This window comes from Candidatus Viridilinea mediisalina, from assembly GCF_002532535.1.
GTDB classification, from domain to species: domain Bacteria; phylum Chloroflexota; class Chloroflexia; order Chloroflexales; family Chloroflexaceae; genus Viridilinea; species Viridilinea mediisalina.
Window position 1 is genome coordinate 49,595 of record NZ_NQWI01000026.1, and the last position, 7,321, is coordinate 56,915.

The following is a 7,321-nucleotide window of genomic DNA, read 5'->3' on the forward strand; positions in this document are numbered from 1 at the left end:
GCCGCAAAAGAAGGCAAATACACTGCGTTGCCTTCGCCCCAGAACCGCTTTCAGCGGCGGCGTTGCGCCAACTGTGAAAGCACCACTAGTGTAATCGAAAGCAGCAACATGATGGTCGAGATCGCGTTGATTTCGGGCGTAATCGCCCGCCGCACGCGGTTGTACACCTCTACAGGCAGCAACGATGTGCCTGGCCCAGAGAGGAAGAGGCTGATGATAAAGTCGTCGAGCGAGAGCGTAAAGGCCAAGAGTCCCCCGCCAATGATTCCTGGCAGAATCAGGGGGAAGGTGATGCGCCAGAAGATCTGCCAACTATTGGCCCCTAGATCAGCCGCTGCCTCTTCGATCCGCCGATCAAAGCCTTTCAGACTGGCGCGCACCACCACCGCCACAAAGCTGATACTAAAGGCAATATGGCCAATCGTCACGGTCACGAGGCTACGCCGCAACATCTGGCCAGTCAGAGCGTTGATCAGGTCGAAGACCAGGGCTAAGAAGGCGAGCAGCGCCACCGCCATGACAATCTCAGGCATGACGATGGGCAGATAGAGCAGGCCATCCACTCCACTGCGCCCACGAAAGCGGTAACGTTCCATGGCAAGGGCAATCAGCGTACCGAGCAGCGTGGCAACAAAGGTGGATATGAGTCCAACAACGAGCGAATTGACGGCAGCGCCCATCAGGCGCGGGTTATTGAAGAGGCGGATGTACCACTCAAGGGTAAACCCGGTCCAACGCACCCCAAATTCATCACGGGTGAAGGAGAAGACAACGAGGACAACAATCGGCAGGTAGAGGAAGGCGTAGACGAGGAGCGCATAGCCGCTCAAGGCCCGACGCAGCCACCCATGCTGCCGCTGCTGTGAGGTTGCGGGTGGCGCTTGTGCGCCCGCAGGTAGACTCTTGATCATCGCTGCTCCTCACGGGTCACACGAAAGTACCAGAAGATCAAGGCAAGCAGGATGATCATCATAGCGACCGCCAAGGCCGAGCCGAGGGGCCAATTGACCGGGTTGGAACGCAGGAAGAGGCGCTGGATCAGGTTGCCCAGGTAGTCCACTTTGGCCCCGCCCAGCAGTTCAGCCACCACAAACTGGCCCAAGGTGGGAATAAAGACCAGCACTGAGCCTGCGACAATCCCAGGCATGGTTTGGGGCACCATAATGCGCCAAAAAGCCTGCCAGCGGTTGGCCCCCAGATCGGCTGCCGCCTCTAGCAGGGTAAAATCGAAGCGCGCAAGTGCGGCATAGAGTGGCAAGACCATAAAGGGCAATTCGCCATATACCAGACCAAGGAGCGTCGCCCCTTCTGTATTGAGTAGCGGCATAGGCGCAAACCCTAGCGCCCCTAACCCTGTATTGATGATGCCATTATTGGCGAGAATAATCTGCCATGCATAAATCCGCACCAAGAAATTGGTCCAAAAGGGAATCAACACCAAAAAGAGCAAAAAAGTACGCCAATGGGCCGGTTGGCGCACAATAAAGAGCGCCAAGGGATAGCCCAAAAGCAGACAGATCAGCGTCGTTTCAAGGCTAATCCGAATTGAGCGCATATAGGCATTGACATAGATCGTCTGGGTAAAGAGCGTCCGGTAGTTCTCAAGAGTTGGCTGCCAGATCACCGCCCCCCTTGGCCCATTGGTCATAAAGCTATAGAGCAGAATGATCACAAGTGGCAGTGCAAAAAAGAGCAGCAGCCAGAGCATTCCGGGGGTAAGTAGAGCAATGAGGTTGCGCCGATCGCGGCGGGCGTGAGTCTGTTCTAGCATGGGTAATATTATTTACGATTGTAGATTGTAGATTGTAGATTGTAGATTGCCGAACATGGTGTCCCAATGGGCGTTAGCGTTCTTGATCATGCGGTATGTTCAAGGGTAAATGGTGTAATCTGTTTAGCGTTTATGCTACCGCTTCGCCGCATCGCCTCCCACTGCTTCGCCTCCCGCTGACTTTAGTCGGCTGAGGTCGCCGACAACCCCCGGATGCCGACTAATGGTCTTCCAGAAATTAATCCGGTGTCGCGGCACGGACTAGACCTGATAGATATGCCAGATCTGCGAGGTCTGGTTAGCGGATTATTTACTGGAAGACCATAAGTCGGCACTACGACGGTAAAGCTACAAGCGCCCTTCTGAAACCTTCCCTGTCTCCCGCCGCCTCACTCCACCAACACCAACGCATTCTCTGGCGGGCAGACAAGCAGCGCTGCTTCGCCGGGTTGCCAGTAGGCATTGCGGTCGAGGGTACTGCGCGTATTTTGCTCCCATACATGCAGGGTGCGTTGCGCGTTGAGCCGTACTGTAATGCGTGTATCCGAACCAATGTAACTGACAAGTTCGACGGTGGCCGGGAAGCTACATGCACCATGCCCATTGCCAGCCTGATCGAGCGTCAGCAGCCGCGTCTTTTCCGGGCGAATCGAAAGGGTCGCCTGGCTGCCCACCGCTATTGGGCGCGGCATCATGCCCCGTAGCTCAAGCCCATCTCTGCTCACAATCGTGGCATAGTCACCCGCATGCGCCACAACCTGCCCATCAATAAAGTTGGTCTCGCCAATAAAATCGGCCACAAAACGACATGTGGGGCGCTCATAGATCTCGGTGGGGCTGCCAACCTGCAGCACCTTACCCTGGTTCATGACCGCAATACGATCCGACATGATCAGCGCCTCCTCTTGGTCGTGGGTTACAAAGATAAAGGTAATCCCAACACGATGCTGGAGGCTTTTGAGTTCAAACTGCATCTCTTTACGCAGTTTCTGATCGAGTGCGCCAAGCGGCTCATCGAGGAGCAACACTTCTGGCTGATTGACCAGGGCACGCGCAAGGGCAACGCGCTGCTGTTGACCGCCCGACATCTCGCGTGGACGCCGCTGCTCAAAGCCCTCCAAGCGCACCAAGGCGAGGGCGGCTTGCACGCGGGGGCCAATCTCGTGCTTCGGCAGACGTTTCATCTGCAAGCCGAAGGCCACATTCTGTTCCACGCTCATATGGGGAAAGAGCGCGTAGGATTGAAAGACGGTATTGACTGGACGGCGATGGGGTGGCGTGGCGGCCATCGGGCATCCGTGGATCAGCACCTCACCACTGGAGGGATACTCGAATCCCGCGATCATTCGCAGCGTTGTGGTCTTGCCACAGCCACTCGGCCCTAGCAGCGAAAAGAATTCGCCATCACCAATCTGGAGCGAAACGTGGTCTACGGCGTAGGTAGCGCCAAACTGCTTGACCACATGACGCAGTTCAATCGCGGGAGTGTCGCTCAAGGCCCAAGCCCCTACAGGGTACAATCTGGTTGGTGCGTATCCATCAGCCGCTGTCGTTGCGTGATGAGTTGCCCGTCGTAGGGAATGGGGCTAGTATACCATAAGGGAAGGATATAGAAACGAGAATATAGAAAATGCCGATCGCCGCAATGCGAAATCTTTCCTAAACATCTGGCTTGCACCCTCTGCCACTGGCGGCTATACTGCGCTGCAATGGTTGTTGTGATGCGAGGAGGAACGCTATGCGGGTGCTGCTACTTGATAATTATGATTCGTTTACCTATAACCTCTATCAGTACCTCGCAGAGTTGGGGGCGACGGTTGAGGTGCAACGCAACGATTGCATCACGGTGGATGCGGTGGCAGCCTTGCGCCCTGAGCGCATCGTCGTGAGTCCGGGGCCATGTACGCCCGCTGAAGCAGGCATTAGTGTGGCCTTGATCCGTGAACTGGGGCCGCAGATTCCTACCCTGGGGGTCTGTTTGGGGCATCAGGCCCTTGGCGCAGCCTTTGGTGCTGCGGTGGTGCGTGCGCCCACGTTGATGCACGGAAAGCTTGCGCCGATCCACCATACGGCCCAAGGAGTCTTTGCGGGTTTGCCCGATCCCTTTGTGGCTACGCGCTACCATTCGTTGATTGTGCGCCGTGATGATCTGCCACCTGAACTTGAGGTGACGGCATGGAGTGATGATGGCTTGATTATGGGTATGCGCCACCGCGAGTATCCTATACAGGGGGTGCAGTTCCATCCTGAGTCGATCATGACTGAAGTGGGAAAGCAGTTGCTCCACAATTTCTTGGTGCTCTAGTATGGTGCCCTTCGTCTTGATGGTCTGTGCCGAGCAGGATGCGCCCGCGTTGCGTCTGTTGGCGCAACGCTTGGAACTTGATGGGCTTGCGTTGGTGCTGGCGCTTGATTTGGCTTCGCCACGGGCACAACATGAGGCATTACGTAAAGCTGCGGTGGTCATGTTTTGCCTTTCGCACCGTGCGCTGCCCGCTGATCGCCTTCCGCCCACACTGGCCAATCTGCTCGATCTGCTGCCGTTAACCCCTAGTCCGCAGCGTTTGGTACTGGCTTTGCGCCTCACGAGTTGCGATCTGCCAGAACCACTTGCTGCGGTGCCTGCACTCGATCTCTTTCGCGCCAGTGGCTATGAGCGGTTGCTAACACGGCTGCGTGAGCATACCCAGACGCTGACACCACCACCACAAGCGCCCGCGCCAGCCGCCCCCGATCCCGCCCCGCCCGCCATGCCAGCCTTGAGCCTACGGGGTGTCTTTGAACTGCCAAGCCTTGAGCAGCAGGGCCAGGTGCGGCGCTTGGGGCGGGGCGGGGCGCGTGGTCTGTTCCTGATCGATACGGAGTACGCCTTGGTCGTTTCAGGCGGCGGCCCCGCCCTCATGCCCCTCGCTGGTGGCCCGCCCCTCTGGGCCATTGATTGTCCCACCAATTGCGTCGCCCTCAGTCCGAGTGGGCACCTGCTGGCCCTCGCGGCGGCAACCCAGATTGTGCTTTGGGACCTAGCGACCGGCAAGGTGCGCACTATCTATAGTGGCCATAAGGCGCCGGTGACCGGCCTTGCCTTTGCTCCCGATGAGCGCATGCTCGCTTCAGTCGGGCGCGACCGCAGCTTGCGCCTCTGGCGTAGTAGTGAAACTGGGCGGGCAGCAGTGCTATTGGCAACGCTCGGCGATCAGGGTGATACGCTAACCTGCGTAGCCTTTAGCCCCGATGGCAGCCTCATCGCCGCTGGGGGCGTTGATCGCAGCGTGCGGGTCTGGCGCAGCCTCGACCGCGTGCTGGTGCAGAGCTTGAGCGGCCATGGCGGAGCCGTCGAGACGCTGGCCTTTAGTCCTGACGGAAACACCTTGGCTGCGGGTTCGCGGGGACGCCAGGTGCGCCTCTGGGATGTGGCGACGTGGCGTTTGCGGGCGACGCTCGAAGGCCACGCCGGCGCCTTGACCAGCTTGGCCTTTAGCCCCGATACTACCTTGCTCGCCAGTGGCGCCGATGACCATTCGATCCGGCTGTGGCGCGGGCATGATGGCAAGCTGCTGCGGATCATCAGTGAACATCGTGCGCCACTGGTGCGTGTGGCCTTTAGCCCCGATGGTACCAGGCTGGCGAGTGTGGCTGAAGACCATCGGCTCTTGGCGTGGGAACCCACCACTGGCCAGCAGGTGGCCGCGTTGCAGCCCTGCTCCGCCGGAGTAACGAGCCTAGCCCTCAGCCCTGATGCAGAGCACTTAGTTGTCGGCAGTAGCGATGGCATCACCGTAACCTACAAGCTCAACGATGCGACCGGAGGGCGCACGCGCCAGCGTGAGCATCGCGGCGCAATCCTCGACCTGAGCTTCGCAACGCCATCCACCCTCATCTCGGCCTCCGCCGACCGGACGATCCGCGCATGCCATACCGACCAACCCGGTTCCACCATGCTACTGCAGATCCAGGGCGGCTTTCAGGTACTCGGTCTGGCCGCAGGGGGGCGCTTGCTCGCCTGTCGTGACAGCGAGGCCACGGTACAACTCTGGCAGCTTACGGCCTCCAGCGCAACGCCGGGTGGAGCCTTTTGGCGTATCCTGCGTGGCATCCAAGGGCGTCCACGGTGTCTGAGCTTTAGCCCCCAAGCCGATGCCTTGGCACTTGCAAGTGATAGTGGGGCACTCCAATACTGGCGTTTAGCCAATCTCGCGCAGCAGGGCGACCTACCGCTCTGGAGTTGTAACGTTGGCAGCGAACAGCTACACAGCTTGGCCTTCAGTGCAGACGGCAAACTCCTAGCGGCGGGGGGCCAAACGGGCAGCGTCAGCATTTGGGATACTGAGACTGGGACAGCGCACACAAGCTTTGTGGGTCAAGGCCATGCCGCTAGAAGCATCGCCTTTGCCCCTGATGGTCACAGCCTAGCCCTTGGTGACGCAACAGGTAGCATTATCCGCTGGCGTTTAGGCCAGCGCAAACAGCGGCCCCCTAGTAGTATTCAGGCTCATGCAGGCGCAATCACTCGGCTCGCCTACGCCCCCAACGGCACACTGCTAGTAAGCGGCGCGGCTGATGGCACCGTGCGGTTGTGGCGGGTGTGATAGCATTTTCGATTGGAGATTGGAGATTGGAGATTGGAGATTGGAGATTGGAGATTGGAGATTGGAGATTGGAGATTGGAGATTGGAGATTGGAGATTGGAGATTGGAGATTGGAGATTGGAGATTGGAGATTGGAGATTGGAGATTGGAGATTGCCGAACATGGCGTCCCAATGGGCTTTCGCGTTCTTGATGATGCGGCATGTTCAAGCATTTGGTGAAACCCTTTGAACCGTTGGCCCCCCAGACCTGCCAGGTGCGCGCCGTTGGGTCTTGGGGCGGCATCCTTATTTCGCGCAGTCGTGAGCGCTTCCCCTGCGTAGAGACGCCCCGCCGGGGCGTCTCTACCAGCCGGTCGCATGCCAGAAAACTTATTTCTCAGACCGCTTAGGGGGCATGGCGAAGTTGGGGCGACCACCGGGGCGTGAGCGGAAGCTGGTGCGTGAGCGTCCTACCACCCGCCGATCGCTCCGAGGTTTCACTGGACGACTGGGAGCTGGTGCCTTTGAGCCTGGCTCTGGCTGAGGTTGGGAGGCGTGGGAGGGCTGCTCCTGTCGCTCTTGGTGCGACGACGGCTGGGCAGCGTGATCACTCTGCGCCCGCATTTCTGGCGTATCGCTGCGGGGAGTTGCTGGTTCGTTATGCCCCCGCCCTGTGTTCGCTTGACGTCCGCGTGGCCGTGCGTCTTCAACACGCCGTTGCCCACGCTCCTCGTAGCTCCCACGCTCACGCCGTTCCTCGCGTCCTCGCGTCCTCGTGTCCTCGCGCTCTCCGTAACCGCCACGCTCGCGCCGATCCTCACGGGGCGGGCCGTAGCCACTGCGTTCGCGCCGTTCCTCGCGGGGCGGGCCGTAGCCGCCACGCTCGCGCCGATCCTCACGGGGCGGACCGTAGCCCCCGCGCTCGCGCCGCTCCTCGCGTCCTCGCATCCCCGCGTCCTCGCGTCCTCCGTAGCCCCCGCGCTC

The 7,321-nt window shown here is 59.4% G+C and carries 5 protein-coding genes and 1 pseudogene; 2 read left to right on the forward strand and 4 right to left on the reverse strand.

Features of this window, described 5'->3' with window-relative positions:
* Positions 1-50 precede the first annotated feature (50 nt).
* From CJ255_RS08065 to CJ255_RS08075, 3 genes are all read right to left on the reverse strand, one after another.
* Positions 51-911 carry an ABC transporter permease gene (locus CJ255_RS08065; protein WP_097643576.1) on the reverse strand — a complete coding sequence of 287 codons (861 nt, stop codon included), beginning with the start codon at positions 909-911 and terminating at the stop codon, positions 51-53.
* Positions 908-1,771 carry an ABC transporter permease gene (locus CJ255_RS08070; RefSeq protein ID WP_097643577.1) on the reverse strand — a complete coding sequence of 288 codons (864 nt, stop codon included), beginning with the start codon at positions 1,769-1,771 and terminating at the stop codon, positions 908-910. Before CJ255_RS08070 ends, CJ255_RS08065 begins: the two co-directional genes overlap by 4 nt.
* Positions 1,772-2,160: 389 nt before the next feature.
* Positions 2,161-3,267 carry an ABC transporter ATP-binding protein gene (locus CJ255_RS08075; protein ID WP_097643580.1) on the reverse strand — a complete coding sequence of 369 codons (1,107 nt, stop codon included), beginning with the start codon at positions 3,265-3,267 and terminating at the stop codon, positions 2,161-2,163.
* Positions 3,268-3,509: 242 nt separating this feature from the next.
* Between CJ255_RS08075 and CJ255_RS08080 the strand changes: the two genes are divergently transcribed.
* Positions 3,510-4,076 carry an anthranilate synthase component II gene (locus tag CJ255_RS08080; RefSeq protein ID WP_097643578.1) on the forward strand — a complete coding sequence of 189 codons (567 nt, stop codon included), beginning with the start codon at positions 3,510-3,512 and terminating at the stop codon, positions 4,074-4,076.
* 1 nt (position 4,077) lies between these two features.
* Entirely contained in the window at positions 4,078-6,357 is a 2,280-nt protein-coding gene (locus tag CJ255_RS08085; RefSeq protein WP_097643579.1) for a WD40 domain-containing protein, read from the forward strand.
* A gap of 370 nt (positions 6,358-6,727) precedes the next feature.
* Here CJ255_RS08085 and CJ255_RS08095 read toward each other — a convergent pair.
* Positions 6,728-7,321 (reverse strand): annotated as a pseudogene (locus tag CJ255_RS08095) (hypothetical protein); the annotation flags it as partial.